Origin of the sequence: Paenibacillus sp. FSL P2-0089, from assembly GCF_038595095.1 — a bacterium.
In the GTDB taxonomy this organism is placed as follows: Bacteria; Bacillota; Bacilli; order Paenibacillales; family Paenibacillaceae; genus Paenibacillus_AQ; species Paenibacillus_AQ silagei.
Genome location: NZ_CP152006.1, coordinates 3,600,937 through 3,625,345 on the forward strand (window position 1 = coordinate 3,600,937; position 24,409 = coordinate 3,625,345).

General features: G+C 52.8%; 20 protein-coding genes. All 20 read left to right on the forward strand.

Annotation, left to right across the window (positions count from 1 at the left end; genetic code table 11):
* The first annotated feature begins 55 nt into the window (after nucleotides 1-55).
* The 20 genes from NST69_RS14845 (at nucleotide 56) to NST69_RS14940 (ending at nucleotide 24,409) form a co-directional block, all read left to right on the forward strand.
* Nucleotides 56-1,855: a sensor histidine kinase gene (locus NST69_RS14845; protein WP_342549872.1), complete on the forward strand. Its 1,800-nt coding sequence runs from the start codon at nucleotides 56-58 to the stop codon at nucleotides 1,853-1,855.
* Complete coding sequence (locus tag NST69_RS14850) at nucleotides 1,852-2,697, forward strand: response regulator (RefSeq protein ID WP_342549873.1); 846 nt, start codon at nucleotides 1,852-1,854, stop codon at nucleotides 2,695-2,697. The genes NST69_RS14845 and NST69_RS14850 overlap by 4 nt, the downstream gene beginning before the upstream one ends.
* A 255-nt stretch (nucleotides 2,698-2,952) precedes the next feature.
* The gene (locus tag NST69_RS14855; RefSeq protein WP_342549874.1) at nucleotides 2,953-4,248 is read left to right on the forward strand and encodes an extracellular solute-binding protein; all 1,296 of its coding nucleotides are present in this window, start codon (nucleotides 2,953-2,955) and stop codon (nucleotides 4,246-4,248) included.
* A gap of 85 nt (nucleotides 4,249-4,333) precedes the next feature.
* Nucleotides 4,334-5,218, forward strand: a complete 885-nt coding sequence (locus NST69_RS14860) for a sugar ABC transporter permease (RefSeq protein ID WP_036690801.1) — start codon at nucleotides 4,334-4,336, stop codon at nucleotides 5,216-5,218.
* 12 nt (nucleotides 5,219-5,230) lie between these two features.
* Nucleotides 5,231-6,058 carry a carbohydrate ABC transporter permease gene (locus NST69_RS14865; protein ID WP_036726921.1) on the forward strand — a complete coding sequence of 276 codons (828 nt, stop codon included), beginning with the start codon at nucleotides 5,231-5,233 and terminating at the stop codon, nucleotides 6,056-6,058.
* Between the two features lie 23 nt (nucleotides 6,059-6,081).
* A complete protein-coding gene (locus tag NST69_RS14870; protein ID WP_342549875.1) occupies nucleotides 6,082-7,689 on the forward strand; it encodes a 5'-nucleotidase C-terminal domain-containing protein in 1,608 nt (535 codons plus the stop codon).
* Nucleotides 7,690-8,263: 574 nt separating this feature from the next.
* Nucleotides 8,264-8,719, forward strand: coding sequence for a GntR family transcriptional regulator (locus NST69_RS14875; protein WP_339314306.1), 456 nt, complete (start codon nucleotides 8,264-8,266; stop codon nucleotides 8,717-8,719).
* The gene (locus NST69_RS14880) at nucleotides 8,712-9,401 is read left to right on the forward strand and encodes an ABC transporter ATP-binding protein (protein WP_342549876.1); all 690 of its coding nucleotides are present in this window, start codon (nucleotides 8,712-8,714) and stop codon (nucleotides 9,399-9,401) included. The genes NST69_RS14875 and NST69_RS14880 overlap by 8 nt, the downstream gene beginning before the upstream one ends.
* Complete coding sequence (locus tag NST69_RS14885; protein WP_339314310.1) at nucleotides 9,398-10,207, forward strand: hypothetical protein; 810 nt, start codon at nucleotides 9,398-9,400, stop codon at nucleotides 10,205-10,207. The genes NST69_RS14880 and NST69_RS14885 overlap by 4 nt, the downstream gene beginning before the upstream one ends.
* A gap of 14 nt (nucleotides 10,208-10,221) precedes the next feature.
* Nucleotides 10,222-11,484 (forward strand): hypothetical protein, encoded by a 1,263-nt coding sequence (locus NST69_RS14890; protein ID WP_342549878.1) that lies wholly within the window; start codon nucleotides 10,222-10,224, stop codon nucleotides 11,482-11,484.
* Between the two features lie 118 nt (nucleotides 11,485-11,602).
* Complete coding sequence (locus NST69_RS14895; RefSeq protein WP_342549879.1) at nucleotides 11,603-12,592, forward strand: alpha/beta hydrolase; 990 nt, start codon at nucleotides 11,603-11,605, stop codon at nucleotides 12,590-12,592.
* A gap of 256 nt (nucleotides 12,593-12,848) precedes the next feature.
* The gene (locus NST69_RS14900; RefSeq protein ID WP_342549880.1) at nucleotides 12,849-14,318 is read left to right on the forward strand and encodes an N-acetylmuramoyl-L-alanine amidase; all 1,470 of its coding nucleotides are present in this window, start codon (nucleotides 12,849-12,851) and stop codon (nucleotides 14,316-14,318) included.
* 125 nt (nucleotides 14,319-14,443) lie between these two features.
* Nucleotides 14,444-15,685, forward strand: coding sequence for an MFS transporter (locus NST69_RS14905; protein ID WP_209870908.1), 1,242 nt, complete (start codon nucleotides 14,444-14,446; stop codon nucleotides 15,683-15,685).
* Between the two features lie 83 nt (nucleotides 15,686-15,768).
* Nucleotides 15,769-16,455 (forward strand): response regulator transcription factor, encoded by a 687-nt coding sequence (locus NST69_RS14910; RefSeq protein WP_342549881.1) that lies wholly within the window; start codon nucleotides 15,769-15,771, stop codon nucleotides 16,453-16,455.
* Nucleotides 16,442-17,431: a HAMP domain-containing sensor histidine kinase gene (locus NST69_RS14915; protein ID WP_342549882.1), complete on the forward strand. Its 990-nt coding sequence runs from the start codon at nucleotides 16,442-16,444 to the stop codon at nucleotides 17,429-17,431. The genes NST69_RS14910 and NST69_RS14915 overlap by 14 nt, the downstream gene beginning before the upstream one ends.
* Nucleotides 17,432-17,513: 82 nt before the next feature.
* Nucleotides 17,514-18,197 carry an ABC transporter ATP-binding protein gene (locus NST69_RS14920; RefSeq protein ID WP_342549883.1) on the forward strand — a complete coding sequence of 228 codons (684 nt, stop codon included), beginning with the start codon at nucleotides 17,514-17,516 and terminating at the stop codon, nucleotides 18,195-18,197.
* Nucleotides 18,194-20,857, forward strand: a complete 2,664-nt coding sequence (locus NST69_RS14925) for an FtsX-like permease family protein (protein ID WP_342549885.1) — start codon at nucleotides 18,194-18,196, stop codon at nucleotides 20,855-20,857. Before NST69_RS14920 ends, NST69_RS14925 begins: the two co-directional genes overlap by 4 nt.
* A 73-nt stretch (nucleotides 20,858-20,930) precedes the next feature.
* Complete coding sequence (locus NST69_RS14930) at nucleotides 20,931-21,815, forward strand: CPBP family glutamic-type intramembrane protease (RefSeq protein ID WP_342549886.1); 885 nt, start codon at nucleotides 20,931-20,933, stop codon at nucleotides 21,813-21,815.
* 297 nt (nucleotides 21,816-22,112) lie between these two features.
* Nucleotides 22,113-22,862: a MerR family transcriptional regulator gene (locus NST69_RS14935; protein ID WP_342549887.1), complete on the forward strand. Its 750-nt coding sequence runs from the start codon at nucleotides 22,113-22,115 to the stop codon at nucleotides 22,860-22,862.
* A gap of 20 nt (nucleotides 22,863-22,882) precedes the next feature.
* Nucleotides 22,883-24,409, forward strand: a complete 1,527-nt coding sequence (locus NST69_RS14940) for a right-handed parallel beta-helix repeat-containing protein (RefSeq protein WP_342549888.1) — start codon at nucleotides 22,883-22,885, stop codon at nucleotides 24,407-24,409.

Sequence of the window (24,409 nt, forward strand, 5' to 3'; positions counted from 1 at the left end):
AACGATGAAGCGGTTCATGCCATATCCATCCCTCTCGAAGAGGTTAAGGGCGTATATGCCCTTTCTATTCAGCGGAAGTATGCCGCTGCGGCGGAAGATTCTGCTAAGCAACCTCCTGATTGTCCTGCTGGCACTGGTGATTTTCATGGTCAGCATTCAGCGGATTGTCTTCAATCAGACCCTGGAGAGAACCACGGCAAGCTCACAGCAGGAAGTGAGGCTAGTCAAACAGTCGATGGAGACGGTGTTCCAGTCGGTCCAGAATTTCACCAAGTTCGTGCTGATCAATCAGGACACCCAGAAGCTGCTCAGCAGCGATGCCGGTGCCGGCAATGATGTTGCTGCACTGAAGTCGATCTACAATACACTTGCAGCGATGCTAGTAACCGAGCCGAATATTGATTCCGTAATTATAGAATCCTTGAGCGGCAATCTCTATTACACCTCCAATCTGACTGGCGTGACCCGGGAGAGTCTGGGAATCTATCCCAAAGCGGAGATCGATGCAGCCAGAGGCGGGGCGGTCTGGGCGGATTCGCTTACGCCTCACTTTCTGTCCGGGATGAAGCATAAGAATATGATCAGTGTGGGCAGAGTCATTAAAAGCATGGAGAGTGGGACCCCGCTAGGCTATATCTATGTCAACATTGACGAGCGGACACTTGCCCGCCTCTATCATAATGAACAGAGCCCGGAGAGCGCTACACTGGTCATTAACCGGAACGGAAGAATCATCTCTGCGAATGAAGCCTCAAGGGTGAATCAGCCGGTCCCGGAGGCATCCCTCACGGATTGGGTCAAGTCAGTCTCTCAAGGGACCCGGACCCAGGAGGTCGCCGGAGACCGTTATTTAGTATCCATGCAGAGTCTTGCTCCCTATGACTGGAAGGTAGTCCAGCTGGTGACGATATCAGAGCTAACCTACGGGTACTGGAAAATCGCTCTGCTGCTGGCCGGGTTTGGCCTGATCAGCATCCTGTCGGCCGTGCTTCTGTCTATTCTGTTCGCCCGCCGGCTGACCCGGCCGCTCAGCCAGCTTAGTGAGGTGATTGTCGAAGTGGGCAGCGGGAATCTGGAACGGCGCGCCGCCGCCGATTCTGAGGACGAGGTCGGGCGGCTCGGAGCTACCTTCAATGAAATGGTGGAGCGCATCCAGGGCTTGATGGTCCAGGTGGAGACGGAAGAGAGGACCAAACGGATGCTGGAGCTGCGGTTGCTCTATTCGCAGATCAAGCCGCATTTCCTGTACAATACACTGGATACCATTCGTGCGATGGCTGTGATGTCCGGGGCGAAGGACATTAGCAAGATGCTGAAGGCACTGGGTGAGTTCTACCGGATCTCGCTTAGCAACGGACAGGAGCTGATTACGGTGGCCCAGGAGCAGAAGCATCTGGAGAGCTACCTGTATATTCAGCAGATCCGTTTCCCTAAGCTGAACTACCGGATATGGATCGAGCCGGGGCTGGAGTCCTGCCTGGTGCCGACCATGCTGCTTCAGCCGCTGGTCGAGAATGCGATCCACCATGGCATTAGAGGGATGGCGGACGGAGGCTGGTGTGAAATTACCTGCGAAGCGGAGACCACGAAAGGACAGAGCCGGCTCTGCTTCACCATCCGCGACAACGGCAAAGGCATGAGCGAAGAGCAGCAGCGGCTGATCTGGTCCGGGCATGACAGTGCGGAGAGGTACAGCTTCGGACTCCGAAACATTCAGGACCGCATCCGCCTGCGGTTCGGCGGGGTCTACGGAATCTCTCTGACCTCTGAGCCGGGCAAGGGCGTAGAAGTGAAGCTGCGCTTGCCGCTGCTTCTGCAGACGAACGAACAGGAAGAGGGGACAGTCAGACTATGAGTACAGCACCGGTAGCCCGCGTCCTGATTGTGGATGACGAATATTATTTCAGGCAGCTCCTGATCCGTCTGGTGGACTGGGAGGCCGCCGGGTTCGAGGTGGCCGCAGAAGCGGATGACGGCACGGCCGCATTGCAGATCATCGGGGAGCAGCCAATCGATCTCATCATTACGGATATTGAGATGCCGAATATGAACGGGCTTGAATTCATTGGGGAAGTTCGTAAGCTGAATTCGGCGGCCAGGCTAATTTTCATCACCAGCTACGATAATTTCTCTTATGCCCAGCAGGCCATCTCGCTTGGAGCGGACCATTATCTGCTGAAGCCCGTCGATGAGGATGCTGTCGAACAGGCCCTCCGCACGATCCGGACGCAGCTGACGGAGAAGTGGGAGGCAGAGCGCTACATCAACCGGCTCAGAATCAAAGCCGGGGATGTGCAGGAGCCGCAGGCAGGCGATGCCCGTGCGCAGAAACGGCAGAGCAGCGGCACGGCCTTAATCGGCAAGACCATCGCCTATGTGACGGCACATTACGCTGAGGATACATTGTCACTCCAGAGTACGGCCAGCGCCATGTTTGTGAACCCGAGCTATTTAAGCCATGCGTTCAAGAAGGAGAACGGCGAGTCTTTTGTGGAATATGTAACGAACGTCCGTCTTGGGGAGGCTATGAAGCTGCTCAGCCAGGGGGCCACCGGGGAGGAAGCCCCGGCACCCAAGATTGCGACGATTGCCCGGCAGGTGGGCTATAAAGACCCGTTCTATTTCAGCAAATGCTTCAAGAAACGTTACGGAATGACCCCGAATACCGTATACAGCGGTTCCTATTCGGATACATAAAGAGCAGCTATACTCAGAGTCCGGTGTTTTGCAGCCGGGCTTTTTCATTTGATTACATTTTCGCTGATTAAAGTTAACCCTGTGTAAAGCTGCCGTAAAGATGGGAACGCCCCGTAAATTAAGTGTAAAGTAATCTGACATACCTAAAAATTTTACTGTTAGAACCAATATATCTCCATTCGTGCACGGCGGTTCACTTGTTAAGATGATACCTGTAAGTCAAAACCCGAAATATTGAAAGGTGGTCCAACACAAATGTTCGGAAAAAAGCTTGGGGTAGTTGCAGCATCCATCGCGCTCAGCAGTGTAGTGCTTAGTGCTTGCGGAGGAGCCAATGGTAACGAAGGGGCAACTCAGAATCAGGATGCGAAACCGGCGGAAGGCAAGGAATCTGTCTCCTTATGGATGTTCGATGCAGATCCGATGTATCAGGCTGCTGCCGAGGCTACCGCAGCGGAAGTCGGCGTGGATTTGAACTATGAGTACATACAGGACGAGACCTACAAGACCAAAATCAGTGTTGCACTGGCTGCCAATGAGCTGCCGGATGTCTTCCAGCAGCATGCCGGGAAGTCCTACCGGACACCTGTACTGCAATCAAAAACGGTAGCCCCGCTGAACGATACCCTGGATTCCACGGGACTTGGTGCGAAATTTTTGGACAACCAGCTGGTGAAGGAGGAAGACGGCAATATCTATTCCGTTCCTTCCAACATCAGTACAACCCTGGTCTTCTACTATAACAAAAAGCTGATGAGCGATCTGGGCGCTACGCCTCCGGCAACCTGGGACGATCTGCAGGCGCTTGTAACCAAGGCCGAAGGTAAAGGGATCATCCCTATCGCCCTCGGCGGCAAGGAAAGATGGCAGGGCGATCTGCTGTACAACATGCTCGTAGCGCGTCAGGACGTTAACGCCTTCGACAATGCGATTAAGGGCGATGCGAAGTTTACAGATGCTCCATTTGTAGATGCAGCGAAGCAGGTAGCCACCCTGGTAAGCAGCAATGCCTTCCAGAAGGGCTTCCTCGGCTCGGCTTACCTGGATGCCCAGGAGCTGTTCAAGAACGATAAGGCTCTGATCTGGATTGACGGCAGCTTCAACTTCGGCGCGCTGTCGAAGGCCATGGGCGATAATCTCGGATATATCGCATTCCCTAAGACTGGTGCAGAGGATGTCTACAGTGCGACGATCGGCTTCCAGAACTCGGCGGCACCTTACTCCTTGTTCGTGAACAACAGCTCTAAGCATCTCGACAAAGCCAAGGAATTCGCTATTAAGCTGTCCCTCAAGCTCAATGATGAATTCGTACGCAAAGGCCTGCCGGGCTATGCCGCCAGCGAAGTGAAGTCGGAGTCGCAGAATGAGCAGCTCTCCGCTTATGCTACGGATATCAGCAAAACAGCCAAAACCCAGGCGATGTGGTTCGGCCTGCTGTCGGCAGATACAGGTCAGGAATACCGCGATATGACGCAGCAGCTCTATGGCGGCAATCTGACGCCTGAGGAATACACAGCACAGCTGGAAACATTGCTCCGTTCGGCAGAGTAAGACGGGTTTTACAAATATAATAGGGGAAAGGCGATGCAGTCTCTTGGACCGCATCGCTTTTCTGCACTCTGATAGGTGGATAGTGATGGAAAGAGCGCTCTCGGATAAGAAATTAATCGCTTTGTTTCTAGTGCCCGGTTTAACCGTATTTCTGGTCTTCTATTTCGTGCCGATCCTCATGACGGCGTATTACAGCTTCCAGGAGTGGGACGGGATTAACCCTATGGCCTTCGTGGGCCTGGACAATTACACCAAGATGTTCACCGCAGATAAAAGCTTCTGGAAGGCGGTATGGAACAGTGTAGCCTTCCTGCTGACAGGCGTATTCGTTCAGCTTCCGCTCTCGTTCGGCCTGGCGCTGCTGGTCTCCCGCAAAATGAAGGGACGTAAATGGTTCCGCAATATTTACTTTTTCCCGGTGGTCATGTCAACGACGATGGTCAGTCTGCTGTGGGTCAAAATCTACGATCCGAACATCGGGATGCTCAACACGCTGCTGGAGGCTGCTCACCTGGGCAGCTGGGCCCAGGCCTGGCTTGGAGATACCAAGACGGCACTCTTGTCTGTTCTGATTGTAACAACCTGGCATTATGTAGGCTATAACATGCTGATCCTGTTCGCCGGTATCCAGGGCATCTCGGAGCAGTACTATGAGGCCGCGAAGCTGGACGGAGCCGTCGGCTGGAAGGCCGTCCGTTATATCACGCTTCCGTTATTGTCTGATGTGCTGCGGATCTGTGTCGTGCTGAACGTGATTTATGCGCTCAAGACTTTTGAAAGTGTGTATGTTATGACCAACGGCGGACCGCTGCATTCTACGACCATGATTGCCCTGAAAATGTTCCAGGAAGCGTTCCTGAAGCAGAACTTCGGTTACGGCAGCGCACTTGCTGTGTTCATGGTGCTGGAGTGTCTGATCATCGCCTGGGTGCTCAATAAAGTGCTTACCCGTGAAAAAATTGAATATTAAGGAGGACCGGACATGCTGAAGAGTACTAAAAACACAGGCCTCTATCTACTGATGGGCCTCATTGCCGTCCTCCAGTTGTTCCCGCTCTACTGGCTTGTGGTCAGTGCATTTAAGGATAATTCGGAGATTATCGGTGGAGTAGTCTGGGCGCTCCCTACAGAATGGCGGTTCAGCAATTTCTCAGAAGCCTGGGTAAGCGCCAAGGTGAATCAATACTTTTTCAATAGTGTGTCAGTTACGCTGATTACCCTCTTGTGCGTGCTGCTGTTCGCTTCGATGATGGCTTACGCGCTGACACGGATGAGATTCAAATATAACGGATTGATTCTGTTCATTCTGCTCATGGGGGTCATGGTGCCGATTCATGCTACGCTGATCCCGCTGTTCATGATCCTGAAGAATCTCGGCCTTCTCAGCTCACGGCTGTCGATTATCCTGCCGTACATCGCTGTGAATCTGCCGATTGGCGTCTATATGCTGTCGGCGTTCCTGCGGAGCATGCCGAAGGAGCTGGAGGAGGCTGCGTTCATCGACGGCTGCGGGGTGGTGAAGTCCTTCTTCAAGGTCGTGCTGCCGCTGCTGAAGCCGCCGCTTGCCTCAGTTGCGATCTTCGTATTCCTCGCCGTGTGGAATGAGCTGCTGATGGCGGCAACCTTCATCCAAAAGGAATCGCTGCGGACGCTGCCACTCGGCTTGATGAACTTCAGCGGCCAGTATAGTATTAGCTGGGGACCGCTGGCCGCAGCGATGGTGATCTCCACGCTGCCGATTCTGCTCGCTTATGTGCTGTTCAGCGACCAGATGGAGAAGAGCTTCACCGCAGGTGCAATTCTGAAATAGAGAAAAGAGAAGGGTGAAAAGAGATGATGGAACCGGCAGCAGGCCGTAACCTGCGCAAGATCGTGATTATCGCTACCTCGGATGTTCATGGCAATCTGTGGGGCTACCGTTATGAAGACGGACTCGATACCGTAAATGACGGGCTCGCCAGAGTAGCCGCTTACGTCCGTGAACTTAGAGAGAGCGGGACGGAGATTTTGCTGATTGATAACGGTGACATCTTCCAGGGGAATATGCTGACTGACGATGTCTACAATAAGCGGCCGGATGAGAGGCATCCGGTTGCGGCGGCACTTAATGCCATGGGCTATGCCGCGCTGACGCTGGGCAATCATGAGTTTAACTTCGGCCTTGGCCTGATCGAGCGAATCAGGCAGGAGCTGAGCTTCCCGGTGCTCGCGGCGAATGTCTGGGATTCAGAAGGCAGACCGTTTGCAGAGCCGTATGTGATCCTTGAGCAGCAAGGCATCCGGATTGCGGTCATCGGACTGACGAACCCCAACGTTCCGCGCTGGGATGGAAATAAGGTTGAGGGACTAAGGTTCGGACATATGGCCGAGACCGCGCAGGCGATTGCCGCCTCCCTCCGTGCGGAAGGGAAGGCGGACCTGATTGTGATCAGCGCCCATGCAGGCATGGTTGCAGAATTCGATGAAGAGAGCGGCTCGGATGCCGCCGGACGGATTGCGGAGCTTGTTCCTGAAGCAGATGTGCTGCTGGTCGGCCATATGCATATTACCGTGAACCAGCGTATAGGGAATACCGTTATTGGCGGACCGCGGGACCGGGGGCGGGAAGTTGTACGCTTCGACCTGACACTGGAGCTGGACGGCGGCCCACCTAAGGTTGTGAGCCGCGAGGTCACGGTGGTAGATATGAGCGGCTGGGAGCCGGACACGGAATTGCGCAGTCTGGTTGCCGAGGCGCATGAAGAGACCCTACAGTTCATCGCCGATGGCGGCGGTGCCTCTTCCATAGAGGGGGAGGGCGGCATTTTGGGCTATGCGGCCGCCGATTTCCAGCCTGAAGAGACTGCCGGCCTTCCGGCGGGACGAGTGCAGGATACGGCGGTCATTACCTTGATCCAGCGTGCCATGCTGGAGGCCAGCGGAGCAGATGTTGCCGCTACAAGCCTGTTCAACGACAAGGCGGATCTGAAGCAGGGACCGCTGACGTATGCAGATGTCTACCGCATTTATCCTTTTGACAATGTACTGTATGTCGTTAGGGTCACCGGCAAGGAGCTGAGGGCTTATATGGAAGCTTCGGCTGCCCACTTCCGGCAGTGGCAGCAGGGGGACACGGAGATTGCCGCTGATCCCGAGGTGCCGAGCTACCTCTACGATATGTTCGCCGGGATTAATTATCAGATCGATATCTCCCAGCCGGTAGGCCGGCGGATCATCCATCTGGCCTACCGGGGCAGACCGCTTGCCGATACGGACGAGCTACAGCTTGCCGTCAACAATTACCGATACAGCAGCCTGTTGAAAGCCTCTGGACTGGTCAGCGCCGTCAAGCACTGGGAGTCGGACTGCAGCGTCCGTGACATGCTGGTTCATTACATCAGGGAGCGCCAGACGATCATACCGGAGGTAGATCATAACTGGTCTATTGTGGGGATGGATTGAAAAGGAGCAGCACCTCTCATTGATGAAAAGTCAATGAGGGGGTTGCTCCTTTTTTATTGTATAGGAAACTATAGTTTCCTTCTGCTGTGGAAAAGGTGTGTGTAAATTTGTGGATACGAATTCTTTGAAAGATTCGTAGAAGGACTTTGATGCTGAATGTGACTGAAGGCTGAGGGTATGCTTACAACCGAATACAATGGGCTGTTACAGTGGAATATGGACCCAATGTATGTGAAAAACAGCATACATTGTGCTCGCAAACAGGCGCACGGCCTGAATATATGTGAAAAACAGCATACATTATACTCGCAAGCAGGCATACGACCTGAATATATGTGAAAAACAGCATACATTATACTCGCAAGCAGGCATACGACCTGAATATATGTGAAAAACAGCATACATTGTGTTCGCGCGAAGGTAATCTTGTTCATCCTTTAGGATGATTTTTTTCTGTTCACTTATTTTCAGATATTAACCAACTATTGACAATCCGATGTATTAACTGCATAATACACTGTGTAGTGTATGAACCACTTAATACACACACTTGCAAGTATAAGGGGTGTCAATATTGAACACAGTCAACGATTGGTCCGGCATCTCCTTCAATAGCCGTGATCCTGTTTATTCTCAAGTCGTTCGCCTTTTCAAAGAGAAGATCGTAACCGGCGTTATTCAGTCCGGGCAAACCATACCGTCCAGAAGAGAGCTGGCAGCAATGTTAAAGATCAACCCGAATACGGCTCAGCGGGCCTATAAAGAAATGGAGGATCAGCGATTGATTATAACAGAGGGGAACTCCCCAAGCCGCGTCACTCTGGAACTGGATGTATTAAGGCAAATCCGTGCGGAGCTGCTCGGTACAGCCGTTGAGGCCTTCGTGGCTTCCATTCGCAACATCGATGTTCCTCTTGACGAGCTGTTGAATGTGGTTCAACAGAAATATACCGAGGCACAAACGGAAATCAGCCAGAATCCCCCGGGAGACTCCGTTGATGATGGAAGAGGAGGAAAGAATCTTGATTGAACTTATGCATGTTAGCCAACGGTACAGAATCAGGGAGGTCCTTAAGGATGTCACATTCACTGCCGAGAAGGGACAGATCACTTGTCTGATCGGAGTTAATGGAGCAGGTAAATCCACTGTACTCAAAACGGTAATGGGACTTACACCGATTCAGGGGGGAAGCATTCAGATTGATGGCAAGCCGATTAGCCCGAATACTTATGAACAGATATCCTATATCCCGGACCATTTGGCTATTCCAGCTTCCATGAAGCTCTCTAATGCACTTCGGTTCATGGAAGACTTCTATAACAGCTGGAACAGGGAGAGGGCAGACGAACTTATGCGTTTCTTCGATCTTGATGGCAAGGAACGGGCGGGGCGCTTGTCGAAGGGGAATGCCGCGAAGTTCAATCTGGTGCTCGGCTTGGCTCAGAATTCCGATTATGTGATTATGGACGAGCCCTTTGCCGGGATTGACTTGTTCATTCGGGAGAGGATCGCAGAGGTGTTCTCCAGTGAACTGGTCGGCAACCGCGGTGTACTCCTGACGACACACGAAGTGAGAGAGATCGAGCATCTGATCGACAAAGCCGTATTGCTGCGTGATGGAACTGTAGCCCGTAGTTTTGAATGCGAACAAGTCCGAATGGAGGAGAACAAATCTGTCGTTGATATCATGAAGGAGGTGCTTCTCCCTTGAATCGATATCTTAAGCTTGTCCATCTGGAAGTTCACCGCTTCAGGTATGCTATCCTCAGCCTGATGTTCCTGACGGCTACTATTCAAATGATCGGACTGGTGCACACTACCCGGCTAAGAATTGCGGGGCGGAGAGAGGCAGCCCTCCTGGGAGATCATCCGCGTAACTTTTCATTTGCCGATATCATCGGAGATTCGCAGTTCTTGTTCACGATACCTATTTTGATCAGCATTATCGTATTGGGGTTGTATATCTTTGGGATTTGGTACCGTGACTGGACTGGCAGAGATAAGTTTGCCTACCGGTTATTCACCCTTCCGGCGGCAAGGCGCCACGTATACATGGCCAAAGCCACTGCAATCTTCATATTCGTCTTTGCTATGGTTTCATTCCAATTGTTGCTGCTGCTGCTCGAACGCCAGTTGTTCGACTGGATGGTTCCCTCCGAATATCGGATGCCCTCACTTCTGGCCGAAGCGGTCGCTTCTAACCTGGTGTTTGTGCAATACTTGCTGCCGCCAGATGGATTAATGTTTGCCGTCTATTACGGAACCGGGATTCTGGCTGTCTTTGTGATCTTTACGGCAATATTGCTTGAGCGAAGCTACCATCTGGCCGGTATGATCTATGCAATCTTGTATGTTGCTTCATGCGCGGCGGTAATCGGATTCGCATTCTCCCTACATCCGTATGTGTATTTCTATCCCCGGGAGATAACAGTCATCCGTTTGTGCCTTTATATTGTTGTCATGAGCCTTACACTCACACTTGGCTTCAGGCTCGTCTCGAAGAAGATCACCGTTTAGGGAGTGAATGACTAGTGAAACGTTACACGATTACGGGCGCGCTTATTCTGTTAATAGTGGCTTCGCTTGGAACTTATTATGCTTATGGGGCAGAGTTGCGCCTGCCGGAATATCAGTTGCAGACACTGGAGGGGGATTCGGCCGAAGCGGCCCCTGTGAATCTGCTTGGGAGCTATGTGGGCGGGAAAGGCTCTTATGCTATTGAAGTGTCCGCATCGGGCAGCAAGAGAATTGAGCAAACATTTAAGGATCAATGGATGACAAACAAAGGACCTTCAGATGCGCTGGCTTATTCCGAGTTCAATGCGCTGTATGAGGAGTATTCAGAATTTATGAGGGGGAAGAAGGGGACGAGCGGCTATTACCGGGATCAAGACGCACTCATTTTTGCCAAGTCGGCTTCTATCGGTTCAACTAACTTGAAGCAAGAGGGCAAGATTCGCTGGAGCATCGATGTGCTGGATCTGGCCACGCGAAAGCAAGTCCATTATACGGATGAGCAGCCCTATTCCGCACAATACGCCAACGTGGAAGACGTACAGAAGGCTGGGTCAGAAATTCATGTACTTACTAACGTTAACAAGGTGAACCAAGATCAGGAGATAATCGACAACGTGTATAATGCTCAGACGGGTTCACCGATCCGCAGTGTCAAACTGCCCTTAGGCAAATCTTCCGAAAAGGATCGTGAGCTGCGAATACAGATCATCACCGAAGAAAAGCCGATAGTTGCCAACAGCAGGGTGCTGTTTCTGGTGAAAGAGCGCAGCAAGATCTGGACTGATGGTACACCAGCGGCAACAGACAACACTTCTGTTGTGTTCTATGAAAGACTTTTTGAATACCAATATGCTTCTGGAGAAGTGAACGAATTGCCGTTAGCTGCCAAGAGGGAAGAAGAACAAGCGCCGTGGGTTTGGACTCATTATATCCTGGAGGGAGATACGCTCACTATACTTCACACATCAGAGGAGGCGGTGACACTCAACCGTTATGACCTGTCAATCAAGATGGCTCACCCCCAAGTGACTATACATGCGAGCCAACTCGGCAAGGGGAAAATCAGTCAGGCCCAGGCGGCGAACGGCCGGGTGTATCTGCTGCTGCAAACCGGGAGCGATGTTATCAGGAACTACAGCATGCCAATTACAGCGGTAGCTGACATAACTGACGGCCATATTCTCTACAAAGGTACACCAGCGCTGGTCAAAGCCAATGGGAGACCCGTTAACCAGTTGGATGATGTCAGCTTATTGAATATGAGTATTACGCGATAAGTATCCCCCTGTTCATACTCCGTTCATATTCTCGTCACGAAGAGGACATCTTAAGCAGGTACACTGTGCATATACCGCTAAGGCGAATCTACAGATAGAAGGACAGGAGAAGATGGACATGGCAGGAACCGCTGAAATAAATAAACCTGAAAAGGGACGCAAGAAACGGAGATTATGGTTGAAAATATTAGGTGGCATTATCGGAGTGCTCGTGCTGTTCATAGGCATCACCTTTATCGTTAATGTCATCAGTAACGGGATAGAGAAGAAGAAGATCGAATCGTACGGGCAATACGTCAATGTAGACGGGAAAAAGATGAATGTGTTGATTCAAGGCAGCGGGGAACAGACCATAGTTCTCTTGCCGGGGCAAGGAACCGCTTCGCCTGTGCTTGATTTCAAGCCGCTGATAGATCAATTGACGCCTTCGTACAAAGTCGTAGCCATCGAGCCTTTCGGCTATGGCCTGAGCGATGGGACGGATAAAGAAAGAACGACAGAGAATATCATCAGTGAAATTCATGAGGCTGTGGAGCAGCTCGGTCTGAAGCGTTACATTCTGATGGGACATTCCATTACAGGACTCTATGCTGTATCATATGTAAATGCTTATCCGGATGAAGTTCAAGCCTTCGTAGGAATTGACAGTAGTGTGCCCAATCAGCCAGGCATGGATGTGAAATTGCCGCTGAAGGCCATGAAGTTTGCCAAGGATTCAGGTGTGATGCGGCTGCTAACGAAGCTCAGCGGAGATTCGTTTAAATCGCTTGACTATGATGAGCATACCAAAGAGCAGATGAAACTGATCACCAATGTACACGGCAATAACTCCACACTGATGAATGAGCTTAGCCACCTTGGTTCCAATTTCAAAAACGGCTCAAAGCTGAAATACCCGCAGGATTTGCCGGTCTTGCTGTTCGCACAATCCAATAACGAGAACAACAAGCAGTGGATTCCGCTGCATGAGGAGCAGGCGAAGCAGTCTTCACAGGGTAAATTGATCCCAATGGTAGGCTCCCATTACCTGCACCATACGAAGTACAAAGAAATCGTCGAGGAATTCAAGGAATACATGAAGACCGTTCAATTGAAGCAAGCCCAGTAGGGAGAATGGAATACTATAGTGCGGCGCCCCTCGGGGTGCCGTTTTTTCGTAGAAAGATAAGAATTTATATGCTTCGCGCTATAATTATCCTTCTATTTCTCGCTGAAACGGTACCGTCCTTTAAAAGGATGGCAAACCCGTTTCCACTTGATATAACTAATTATAAATGCTCAATTTCGCAACCTATTCCAATTATTGGAGTCTAATTTAAGAATCAGCAATTCTACAAATTAGATGAAATGGATGAGATGCACGTATGAAAAAATGTAGTTGGTTCCTCCTGTTGGCTGTCCTATTCTTATGCTTCTCGCTCAACGGGCAGGCCAGTGCCGCTGTGAAGACAAGTCCGACCATAATACTGGACGGGCAAGCAATCCCTATGCAAAAGAAAGACAAAGTCGAATTGATCAACGGCAGTGTGATGGTTCCCTTGCGGATCATTGCGGAGAATATGGGAATGGGGGTTCTCTGGAATCAACAGGTTGGAACCGTAACCATCCCGAAGGAATCCGGCAGTATAGTGCTGACGATCGGCCAAAAGAAAGCCCTGATCGATGGGGCCTCCCATTCGCTGGCCACCGCTCCCCGGAACCGTAACGGAACCACGCTGGTTCCGCTAAGGTTCATCAGCGAAGCCATGGGTGTCCAGGTGAGCTGGGACAACAGTCTCAAGGTGGTGGGCTTGACTTCAGCCCCGCTTCCGCCGGAGCAGCCGGCCATCACTCCTGCTCCGGCAAGCCCTGAAGTCCCGGACCAGCCGGTGCCCCTGCCCGCCGCAGCCGCGGCGACTTCCACCGTCCATAGTCTCAGCTTCAGCGATGACCGCCTGATGCTTGCTTTTACCGGCGATGTCCAGCCGTCTGTACATACCGGAAACGAACCGCTGCAGATTGTAGTGGAGCTGCCCCGAACGAACTTTTCCTCAGATTTCTTACAGACGGTATCGTGGGATAGCCGCACCCAATCCGGCGAGCAGACCGTTACCGGCGTTCCCAATGTCAACAAGCTGTATTACGGGCTATTCGAACCGGACGCCGCCACCTTGCGGATTGTGATTGCGCTCTCTGCGGATACGAAGTATACCAGTTACATCGAGGAGGATGCCGCCTCCCGGCTCCTGGTCGTCGATCTGAGCTCTGCCACAGCCGAATTGCCTCCGGCAGAGCCGGTCCAGCTGGGCAACGGGAAGAAGACCGTTGTTATTGATGCCGGCCATGGGGGTGCGGACCCGGGAACGATCGGCATTACGAAGAAGCTGGAGAAAGATTTCAACCTTAGCGTCGCCTTGAAGGTGGAGCGCCTGCTGCTGCAGGAGCCGGCGTTCAATGTTGTGATGACACGCCGTGAGGATACCTATCCGCCCAACAAGCAGCGGGCAGAGATGGCCAATGAGCTGCAGGCCGATGCCTTCGTCTCCATCCATGGAAATTCTGTCACAGGGTCGCCCAAGGTGCGGGGAACCGAAACCTATTATTACAGCCAGGAGAGTAAAGCCTTCGCCGATATCATGCATCGGCATCTGCAAGGGACCACCGGCTTTCCGGACCGCAAGGTTAAATACAATAAATATATCGTATTGAAATATTCCAACATGCCCGCTACGCTGCTGGAGGTTGGTTTCTTGTCCAATGCCGCCGAGGAAGCCATCCTGTTCTCCGACGATTTCCAGAACCGGGTAGCGGCTGCTATCGTAGCGGGACTGAAGGAATATTTTGGGATCGCTTGACCCCGTCTGTTCCTGCATTTATAGCTTTCAAGATCGCGGTCCGCTCCTTATAATATAGAGAGTGAAAGGAGAAGCCCGCCTTAAGAAGCTGAGCGTATTTTATCGATAAATAGGGGGTTAAATGATTGAATCAGCATGACCAAAGCGCAAATTCAGCAAGCCTGTTCCGTAATCGCTTTCTGCAGACGATTTTATTATCCAGCGTGCTGCTGCAGATCGGGATCTGGGTGCGTAATTTCGCGATTCTGCTCTATGTTGCGGAGCGGACCAATAATGATCCCTACGCTATTTCGCTGATCAGCGTAGCTGAATTTGCGCCTATCTTTGTTTTTTCCTTCATTGGAGGAACCTTTGCGGACCGGTGGCGCCCGAAGCGGACGATGATCTGGTGTGATTCCCTGTCTGCGGTATCGGTGTTCGCCGTTCTGCTCAGCATTCACTTCGGTTCGTGGGAATCCGTGTATCTGGTCGCCTTCATCTCGGCCATTCTGTCGCAGTTCTCCCAGCCTTCCAGTATGCGGTTATTTAAGTTCCATGTACCGGAGGAACAGCTGCAGCAGGGGATGGCGCTCTTCCAATCGCTGATGGCCATCTTTATGGTTCTCGGACCGATGTTAGGCACTTTCGTGTACAGCACCTTCGGCCTTGAGATCTCCATTGCCGTAATGGGCGTTGCTTTTCTGCTGTCGGCGCTCGTGCTTATTCGTCTGCCGGAGGATCATATGGAAGCCGGGACAGTTGCGGCGAAAGGGCAATTCCGTAAGGACTTCACCGAAGGCTTCCGGTATGTCTGGCAGAGCCAGGTGCTGCGGATGCTCGGACTTGCGTTTGTACTGGCGGGACTTGCCGTGGGCGCAGCCCAGGCACTGAATCTGTTCATCGTTACAGAGCGGCTTGGCCGAAGCAAGGAGTTCCTGCAATACATGCTTATGGTCAACGGTGCAGCCATGCTGATCGGGGGAGGGCTCGTGGCCGCCTTCGCCAAAAAAGTTCCGCCTCAGCTGCTGCTCGCCATGGGGATGCTGGCAGGTGCCGTATGTACGACCATTGTCGGGTTCTCGACAAGCATTCCGCTCACGCTGACCATCCAGTTCCTGAACGGGCTGATGTTCCCTTGTATTCATATCGGGATCAGTACGATGATTCTGAGATGGTCTAATAGCTCCATTGTCGGCCGGGTCAACGGGGTGCTGAATCCGATGTTCGTCGGGATGATGGTGGTGTCTATGTCTTTCTCGGGTGCGCTGAAGAGCGCTTTGCCGCTTAGTACCATTTACAGCGGAGCCGGACTCCTGTTCCTCCTGGGTGCACTTATGATGTTACCGATCATGAAGCATAAGGCGCCGGATCAGGCGCAGGCTGCCTAGTATTAATTTAATGATTTCTTTACAGGTACTCTTAATAAGAGTACCTTTTTATACATAACAGGCTACAACGGAGGCCCTTAAATATGACACAAATATTGCTGGTTGAAGACGATCCGGCCATTGCGCGAAACCTGGTGCTGCTGCTTCACTCGGAGGGGTTCACTGTCACGCACGCGCCTACGCGCAAGGAAGCAGCGGCTGCGCTTGACGGATATATGTTTGACCTGGCGCTGATTGATATCTCATTGCCGGACGGCAATGGCTTTACGGTATGCACGGAGATCAAGGAGGAGCAGGACATTCCCGTCATCTTCCTGACGGCTTCGGGCGACGAGGCGAGTGTGGTGACCGGGCTGAATATGGGGGCGGACGACTACATCACCAAGCCTTTCCGGCCACGGGAGCTGATCGCGCGGATGGGCACGGCTCTGCGAAAAAGCGGGCGCTCCGGGTCCGCGTTTGATCTCGGCGGGCTGCATGTTGATCCGGCCAGCGGAGTTGTGAAAAAAAACGGCCGGGAGGTATTCCTCTCCGCGCTGGAATACCGGCTGCTGCTCGTATTTGTGAACAATCCCAGAACCATTATTACACGGGGCAGACTGCTGGATGAATTGTGGGACGCAGCGGGCGAATTTGTTAATGACAACACGCTGACCGTGTACATCAAGCGCCTGCGGGAGAAGATCGAGAGTGATCCGGCAATCCCGCAGCTCATCCTGACGGTGCGGGGGACGGGATACCGGCTGGGGGGCAGCGATGCTGCGCAATAGAGAGGTCCGGCAGTTTGCCGTGGTGTTCGTCCTCCTCGCCGTTGCCGCTGTAACGGCTGGATTCGTCATGAACACGGCAGCGGGCGTCCTGGCCATAGGCTGCGCTGCTACTTTTGGCATAGCGTTCGTTGGATTTACCCGGGCCAGATACAGGAGCCTGGCGAGATTGTCCGATGAAATTGACCGGGTGCTGCATAATGCGGACCATCTGTTCATCGCTGATTCGGAAGAGGGCGAGTTATCCATCTTACATAGCGAGATTACCAAAATGACGCAGCGCCTCCGGGATCAGAACCGCGAGCTGATTAAGGAAAAGGGCCATCTTGCCGATTCCCTGGCTGACATCGCCCACCAGCTCCGTACCCCGCTCACCTCGGTGAACCTGATTATGACGCTGCTTGCGAATAGTCCTGCGGAAGACGAGCGGAAAGCTTTTATAAGGGAGACCGAGGAGCTGCTGATGCAGATGGATTGGCTGATTACCTCTCTGCTCAGGCTATCCCGCCTGGATGCGGGTATTGTTGTATTTCAAAGCGGGCCTATCGCCGTTAACGACCTGCTCCGCACCGCTGCTCGTCCGTTCCTGATCCAGATGGAGCTGCGCAATGTAGACTTTAGGATCGCTTGCCCTTCAGGAGTAGTGATCCAAGGCGATCCGGCCTGGCTTCCGGAAGCGATCCAGAATATCCTGAAGAATTGCCTGGAAAGCGCAGGGGAGAACGGGAAGATTGAGCTGGTCTGCACAGACAATCCGCTGTATACCGAGCTGATAGTACATGACAACGGCCCGGGCTTCAGCAAGGAAGAAATCCCCCGGCTGTTCGACCGCTACTATCGCGGCAGTAACCCTAATCATGCAGGGTACGGAATCGGACTCGCCCTCTGCAAAATGATTATCACCCGGCAGGGAGGTACCGTTACCGCACATAATCACCCGCAAGGCGGTGCGCTCTTCAGGCTTCGTTTCCCTAAGTGACGGATCTCTCACCTGAAAGTCACAGAGATGTAAGCTTGCGGCTCTATGATAGGGATAGATCAGGTGAAGGGAGAATTGCAGCATGGAGTTTTTGAGAATTGACAAGCTGAGCAAGGTCTACGGGAAGGGAGATAACCGGGTTACGGCGCTGGACGAGGTGTCTCTGACGATTGAGAAGGGGGAATTCACGGCGATCATCGGCTCCTCCGGCTCCGGGAAGTCTACCTTGCTTCACATCATCGGCGGAGTCGATGTGCCGACAAGCGGCAACGTTTATCTGGACGGACAGGATGTATATGCGCAGAGCAATGACAAACTGGCGATCTTCCGCAGGCGGCAGGTCGGGCTGATCTACCAGTTCCACAATCTGATTCCCACGCTGGATGTGGTGGAGAATATCACCTTGCCGATTCTGATGGACAAACGCAAGGTCAACGAGGAGCGGCTGAACGGTTTGCTTGAGCTGCTGGGGCTGACGGACCGGAGAACGCATCTGCCGAATCAGCTCTCTGGCGGACAGCAGCAGCGTGTATCCATCGGACGCGCGCTGATGAATGCCCCGGCGGTCATGCTGGCGGATGAACCCACAGGCAGCCTGGACAGCCGGAATGGACATGAGATTATTAATCTGCTGAAATTAAGCAATCAGAAGTATAGGCAGACCCTGCTCATCGTTACGCATGACGAGAATATTGCCCTCCAGGCAGACCGGATTATCGGCATCTCAGACGGCCGGGTTGTGCGGGACGAACGGGTACGGCCATGAATATTTTCAATAAGGTTACCCTCCAGAGCCTCAAAAAAAGCCGCACGCGGACCATTGTAACGATTATCGGAGTAATCCTATCCACTGCTATGATCACTGCTGTCTCCACCTTCGCCGTATCCTTGCAGAGCTATATGATCAAGGGCTCTATTGCCAAATACGGCGGCTGGCACATCGGGTTCCCGGCGGTGGATTCCTCCTTCCTGCAGGAACGGACACACGATCAGGCCGTAGCCCGTACAGCATCCTTCGAAAATATTGGCTATGCGGCACTTAGCGGCGGGAAGAACCCGGATAAGCCTTATCTGTTCATTGCTGGCGTAAGTGAAGACGAAGCTTCCCCCGGTACCTTGCCCGTCACTCTGGTCTCCGGCCGAATGCCGGATAACAGCAGTGAGATTCTAGTCCCGTCACATCTGGCGGCGAACGGCGGGATCAAGTTCGCGGAAGGCGACATGCTCACACTGGCTGTGGGAGACCGAATGAACGGCAACCAGCGGCTGAACCAGCATGATGCCTATCAGGCGGATAAGGCCGCTGAAGCTTTGGTGCCCCGTGCAGAGCGAACCTACAAGGTCGTCGGAATCTGCGCAAGGCCTGCTTTTGAGGAATCCGCTGCACCAGGCTATACCCTGATTACCAGAGCCGATCCGTCAGAGCGGGCGGACAGCTTCAGCTTATATGTTACCCTGAAGCATCCGCGTGAAGTGAAGGCTTACGCAAGCAGCACCGCTTCAGGCCATGCTTACATCTACAACGATAATGTGCTGCGCTTCATGGGCGTCTCAAGCAGCGGGTTGCTAACTGCTCTACTGTACACGGTTGGTGGGATCGTCGCTTTTATTATTGTGGCCGGTTCGATCTTCATGATCTACAACGCCTTCACCATCTCCCTGAATGAGCGCACACGCCAGTTTGGCATTCTCTCATCGGTGGGAGCCACAGCGAAGCAGCTGCGTAACTCTGTGCTGTTCGAAGGTCTGTGTATTGGTGCGGCCGGAATACCGGCTGGCATTCTCTTGGGAATAGGCAGCATGGGACTTGTGCTAATGGCCGTATCCAGGAACTTCGGGAATATTCTCTATTCCGGTGTACCGCTGAGCTTGAAGGTGTCTGTTCCGGCCATTACGTGTGCGGCAGCGCTAAGTATGGTTACGATTCTGATCTCGGCCTACATTCCGGCCAGGAAGGCGGCAGGCACTCCCGTGATGGAGAGTATCCGCCAGACGAACGAGGTCAAGGTTGAAGCCAAGGCCGTGAAGACGTCTAGCCGGGCGCAGCGTATCTACGGTCTCGAAGGCACCCTTGCACTTAAGAATTTCAAAAGAAACAAGAAACGCTACCGCAGCATTGTGCTGTCGCTCATGTTAAGCGTCGTGCTGTTTATATCGGCCAGCGCTTTTGTCACTGATTTGAAGCAGATGTCGGAACAGGCAGTAGCGTTCACCACCTATGATATCGGCTTCGCCACACCAACTATGAAAGACAGTGAAATGCTGGCGCTCTACGACAAGCTCAGAACCGCAGGCGGCATCTATGAGAGCTCTTACCAGACGCTGCTGAAAGTGACGGGGACAGCCCAGGCAAGCGAGCTCTCGGATGCCTATTGGGGCACAGAGGGGGACTCGGGGAAAGCAGTCAATGATGGAAAAGCAGGAAATGCAGGAAAAACAGGTGCTCCTTCGCCGGGCCGGTCGGATGAGCAGGCAACGCTGCCCGTAGATCTGCAATTTCTGGATGACAGCGCTTATCTGAAGATTCTCGAAGGGCTGGGCTTGTCCGCAGCGGAATATACAGGTCCGGACGCCAAGTTCCTCGCCGTTGCCAAATCGATGAGTCCTGCCGACGATAAGCGGCTGAAGGAGGCTGACGAGTTCCGTAATTTGTTCAAGCGTTCATCCTCTACCCTGACCATTGCCCCCGAATCAGAGGGAGGGTCGAAGATTGGGCAGGGGCATGACGTAACGGTTACGTTCGTAGAGACTGTACCGCCGGATACCCTGCCAGTTACAGGAAGCCCCGCCTCTAGTCAACCGTTCTTCTTCCGGATAATCGCTCCTTATTCACTCATCGGCAAGTTTGAGACGGCGGACAGTCCGCCGGCAGTGAAGGGCCTGACCTTTCGTTCCAAGCATCCGGCACAGTCGGTCGCGGAGATGGAGAAGACGATCCAGGGTGCGCAAATTACGGATGAATATAAGCTGTATAATGTGTATGCGATGATGGATGAGAGCCGCAATACGATATTCATCATCAACGTGTTCGCCTATACCTTCATTATCATGATCTCGCTGATCGCGATTGCCAATGTGTTCAATACGATCTCGACGAACATTAAGCTGCGCCGCCGGGAGCTGGCGATGCTCCGCTCAGTGGGAATGTCCGACCGCAATTTCCAGAAGATGATGAATTTCGAGTGTGCCTTCTATGGCATGAGGGCGCTCTTGTTCGGGCTTCCCATCGGGTTGGCCTCCTCCTGGCTGATCTACCAGGGCATGCTCATCGGCGGGGCGGACCAGATTGACTATGTCTTCCCTTGGATCAGCATCGGAATCAGCGTGTTCAGCGTGCTCCTGATCGTATTCGTCACCATGCTGTATTCGGTCAGCACAATCAAGCGGGAGAATATCATTGATGCGCTGCGGGATGATATGACTTAGGCGATCCCATCGATCCCAAGCTTGACCCTGACGTATACTGGAGGGTTTACAATGGGGGCAGGAGGGATGCACAATGGATAGAATAACACTACCTGCAAGACACAACGATGGCCGGGGATCAGCCGGGAGATGGCTGGCAATTACAGCGCTTGGGTGGCTTGCCATGACGCTGGGACTGTTCACGGCCACGGTTGCCGGCAACGCCGTCTGGGCTTCCGGTGCAACGGACAACGAAATTGCCGTTGTCCAGGCCTTGACCGCGGCGCTGCTTATTGTGCCCGCGGTCTATCTGATTCAGCGCCGGTTCCGCCTGACCGCCAGACTGCTGCCCTTGACACCGGCTGCGTTCCTGCATATGCTGGGCGGTGCAGCGTCAGCCTTGCTGATGGGGGGACTGGGCTTCATAATTACGGGTGCGCTGGGCTGGACCACCATTACAGCCTGGCATTTCTCTATGGACCTGCTGCTGGCTGTAGCCTTCAATACATGTATTGCCTTCCTGTACGAGGCGCTGCCGGAGGAATTGTCAATGAGAGGGATTGTATACAGCGGCTTACGGCTGCGCCTGCCTGCCTTCGCAGCTTACGGCGCTCAGGTGCTGCTGTTTGTGCTGGTGCCGGTTACGGTGAACCAGCTGCAAGCCTGGAGCGGAATAGGCCGCGGAAGCAGCATTAACGCAGAATATATGATTATGCTGTTATGTTATGGCACGATGCTTCAGCTATGGCGCAGCTTGACCGGATCACTGTGGGCTTCCATCGGCTTTCATGTGGCCTATCTGGAAATTGCGCGGTTCGTTATCCTGCAGCAGGACCGGCGCTTGCTGACATACAGTGAGCTGGAGGCAGGGACCGGTCCCGTTGTGATCCAGTTTGGTATAATCATTGTCGGCAGCGCTGTGCTGCTGGTACTGCTCAACCTGTGGCGCCGGCGGCGTCTGCGGACAGCCTCGCAGTAATAAACCATCATCCGGGCATGCCAATGCCGGATGATTTACTGTGCCAAACCTTCTATATAAGAAGCGCTAAAGAAATAAACTAAAAGCAAAAGAAGCGGAGGGGAAATTTGGAACTGTAGGAGCGTCAGCGACCGCCTTTAGGTTTGGATTTCTACCGCATTCAGCGGTATAAATTAGGAAATCCAAACCTAACAGCGGCCGGAAGTCCAAATGTTCACCGCAGTGACGATGAAGCTTCAAGTTCAACTCTTAAGTGCTTCTTATATAGCCAATAATATACCTATTGGAGGGAAGCCGATGTATACCGTAGGGCAGCTGTCCAAGCGAACCGGTGTGTCTGTCCGCACCCTGCATTACTATGAGAAGCTGGGCTTGCTGCAGCCGGACAGGGATACCAGGAACCAGTACCGCTCTTATAGCGAGAATGAGATTTTGCGGCTGCAGAAGATTGCTGTGCTGAAGCAAATGCATTTCAAGCTGGGTGAAATTAAAGTGATCCTCGACAACGGTGAGGTTGCACATCATGATGTTGCTGTCTGGAGCCGTGCGCTTACGCAGCAGATGGTCTTCGTGAAGCAGGAGCAGGAGAAGCTGCGGGCGGTAGAGCATCTGCTGTTCTCCACCTTGTACGCTATGCGGGCAACCGAACAAGTAAATATTGATGAGATGCTCGGATTTATCCGTGAGCTTGAACAGCCTTCCCAGGGTCCACAGCCGCGGCAGCAGGTCTTCACCCCGGAAGAGCTGGAGGTGCTGCCGATCAGCGATGTAAGTAACCCGCTCGCTATGGAGTGGTCCGATATCCTCAGACGGGTCTCAGGACTGCTGGCGGAGCCGCCTGATTCTGCAGCGGCGCAGCAACTCGCCGCCTCAATCATAGAATACGCCGACAAGATGTTCGGCGGTGATGAGCAGCTGATTCAGAAATATTGGGAGTACATTACACCACAGGAAGGACAAGCTGCACGGGTGTACGGGATGACAGACGAGGTCATGCAATATATAGATGCAATCATCCGTATTTATTTGGGTGAGGATGATAAATAAGCTGAAAAGAGAGTGCATAAATGCTAAGAATTTTCTGGAGATCGGCCATCGTGCTTAGTATTATCGCATTACCCGGATGTTCCGGCGCCCGGAACACGCCGTTATCAGTTCAAACTTCGCCGGAAGCTAAGCCGGAATACACGCAAAGTACAGCTCCGGCCCCGAAGTCCAGTGCAGTGCCGCAGCCGAATCAGGCCAACACTTACTATGTGGCAGTCGATGGAGCTGACAGTAATCAAGGGACCATAGATTCGCCCTGGAAGACGCTTCAGCATGCTGCGGACCTCGCAGAGCCCGGAACCCGTGTCTATATTCGCGGAGGCGTGTATCACCAGAAGCTGCACATCTCCAAGGGAGGCTCGAAGGATGCCGGTCCTGTCGTATTCACCGCTTATCCGGATGAGACGGCGGCTCTCGACGGCGAAGGCCTGCCGGTTGACGGCTTGGAGGGTCTGGTCGAGATCCATCGGGCAAGCTATGTAACGATTCAGCAACTGGAAATCCGCAATTACAAGACGGCATCCCTTGGCGAAATTCCCGCAGGCATCTATATTCACGGTTCGGGGAAGGACATCTCTGTGCTCAATAACCGCATTCATTCCATAGCCAATACTGCCACGCCTGAAGGAGACGGGCTAACCGGCAGGGATGCCCATGGTATTGCCGTGTACGGAACCGAAGCGAAGGAAGCGCTGCAAGGACTGACGATTGATGGTAATGAAGTGTACGATTTGGTGCTTGGTTCAAGTGAGGCGCTGGTCGTGAACGGCAATGTGGATACTTTTGAGATTACGAACAATATCGTTCATGACAATGACAACATCGGGATCGACCTGATCGGGTTTGAGGGAACGGCCGGAGACGAGCGGGTGGATCAGGCGCGTAACGGGACGGTCAAAGGAAATGTAGTATACGGGATTTCATCCAATCTTAATCCGTCATATGGGAACCCTGTACCGAATAACAGCCATTCGGCAGGCGGAATCTACATCGATGGAGGAAGATCAATCCGGGTGGAGCAGAATCGCTTGTATGATAATGATATAGGCCTTGAACTTGCTTCTGAACACAAGGGGAGGCTAACCAGTGATATTACGGTCAAAGACAATCTGATCTACCGCAACCGGCTGACAGGCATTGCAATGGGCGGTTATGATGAGGGGCGTGGAGGCACCAGCGATAGCATTGTTGAGTCGAATACGCTGTACAAGAACGACCTGCTGGGCGACGGTAATGGTCAATTGTATCTGCAAGCTAACTTAAGCGGTAATGTCATTACCGGCAATATTATCGTAGCAGGTGATTCCGGCGTTATGATCAGCAACGAATATACGAGCAACAGCAAGAATACGGTGGACGGCAACCTTTATTATGCAGAAGGAGGGGCAGATCAGGCTGTATGGGTATGGAAAAAGAAGGAATACCCCGGCTTCGCCTTGTATCAGCGCGGCACGGGGAACGATTCCAGCTCGCAGTTTGCCGATCCGCAGTTCAAGAACGCCGTCCATGAAGATTTCCGGTTGAAACCGGGGGTCCCCGTCCGATAA